This window comes from Streptomyces sp. AK02-01A, assembly GCF_033795305.1.
GTDB lineage: Bacteria > Actinomycetota > Actinomycetes > Streptomycetales > Streptomycetaceae > Streptomyces.
Genome location: NZ_JARBAE010000113.1, coordinates 1 through 1,788, shown reverse-complemented (window position 1 = coordinate 1,788; position 1,788 = coordinate 1). Strand labels below are relative to the sequence as shown.

The window sequence follows — 1,788 nt, the reverse complement described above, 5'->3', positions numbered from 1 at the left end:
ACCACGCTCCACCACCAAATGCCGCGCAACAAGCCCACCAAGCGTCCCAGTCGCCCCCGTCACCAAAGTCCAGCCATCACCGACATCCGCGATCGCCGGTGTTTCAGCGGGCACGGGGACGCGCTGAAGGAGCGGCACTCTCAACTCGTCGTCGTACAGGGACATTTGGCCTTCATCGCAGCCCAGAGCACGAGTCAGCGCCTCGTCCAGGGCGGCCTCGGGCGGCAGGTCCAGCAGGACAATGCGGCCGGGGTGCTCGGACTGTGCCGAGCGCAGCAGGCCCCACACCGATGCGGCAGCCAGGTCCACGCCGGCCGCGTCGCGCACGCCGGCCGTCGCACCCCGTGTCACCACGACGAGCCGGGCTCCCTCGTACCTCGCGTCGTCCAGCCACGCCTGAACCGACCCCAGCACTTCGGTCAGCACCTGGCGCACTCCCGAGGGCACGTCGTCCGCGTCGGGCGCCGCGACCGGCAACACCATTACACCCGGGACCACTTCGCCCTCGGGCACCTCGGACAGCAGCCGCCACGGCGTATCAGCCGCGGCGACCGGCGGAGCGATGGTCCACTCCTCGGCGAAGAGCGAGTCCTGGTGCGTACGGGCCGCGCCGACGAGGTCACCGGCCGAAACCGGCCGCAGCGCGAGGGATTCGACCACGGCCACCGTCGCGCCCTCGGCATCAGCGACGGCCAGGGACAGCGAGGTCTCGCCCTTCTTGACCAGCCGCACCCGGACGGACCCGGCTCCGGTCCGGTGAAGTTCCGTTCCCGTCCAGGAGAATGGCAGCGGCAGCGTGTCGTCCGTGGCGCCGCCGCCCTCGGCACGGTCGAGCAGCAGGGCGTGCAGCGACGCGTCCAGCAGCGCCGGATGGATGCCGAAGCCCTCCGCGCCGTCGGCGGCCTCCTCCGGCAACACCACCTCCGCGAACGTCACCTCACCCCGCCGCCACACCGCCCGCAGCCCCTGGAACGCCGCGCCATAGCCATACCCCTCCGCCGCCAGCCGCTCGTACAGCCCCGCCACCGGAACCCGCTCGGCGCCCTCGGGGGGCCACACCGCCAGCCCGGACGCGGCGGCGTCTGCCGACGCGGCAGGGCCCAGCAGACCCGTGGCATGACGCGTCCATTGCCGCTCCCGCGCCGGCCGGGAGTAGATGTCGACAGACCGCCGGCCCACCTCGTCCGGGGCACCGAGCAGCAGCTGAAGGTCGGTCTCGCTCTCCTCGGTCAACGCCAGGGGCGCTTCGAGGGTGAGTTCCTCGACGCGGCCGCATCCGGCGTCGTCACCGGCACGGATCGCCAGCTCGACGAGGGCGCTGCCGGGCAACAGGACATGGCCGTGAATGCTGTGGTCGCGGATCCACGGCTGGCCCCGAAGGGAGACCCGGCCGGTGAACAGCACACCCTCGTCGTCGGCCGACCGCACCAACGCGCTCAGAAGCGGGTGCCCGACGGACTCCAGGCCCAGCCCGGCGGCGTCCGATCGGACGGCCGGCGCGTCGAGCCAGAGCCGCTGCCGCTGGAAGGCGTACGTGGGCAGCGCGACCGGCCGCGTATCTCTCTCCCCGAGCAGTGCTTCCCATCGCACGGGAAGCCCCTGCACGAAGGCCGAGGCCAGCGCGGCAGTGACGCTGCGAGATTCCGGGCCGTCCTTGCGCAGGGACGGGATGAAGACCGCGTCCTCGCTTTCGACACCCGCCTGGGCCAGCGCCGTCAAAGTGGCATCCGGACCCAGCTCAATAAACGTCCCCACACCCTCACCATCGAGAGTCCGGACGGCCTGGTG

The 1,788-nt window shown here is 71.9% G+C and carries 1 protein-coding gene; it reads right to left on the bottom strand.

Features of this window, described 5'->3' with window-relative positions; all coding sequences use genetic code 11:
* Nucleotides 1–1,755: polyketide synthase dehydratase domain-containing protein (locus PV679_RS35945; protein WP_319685485.1), on the bottom strand; the 1,755-nt coding region annotated here is incomplete at its 3' end.
* Between the last annotated feature and the right edge of the window lie 33 nt (nt 1,756–1,788).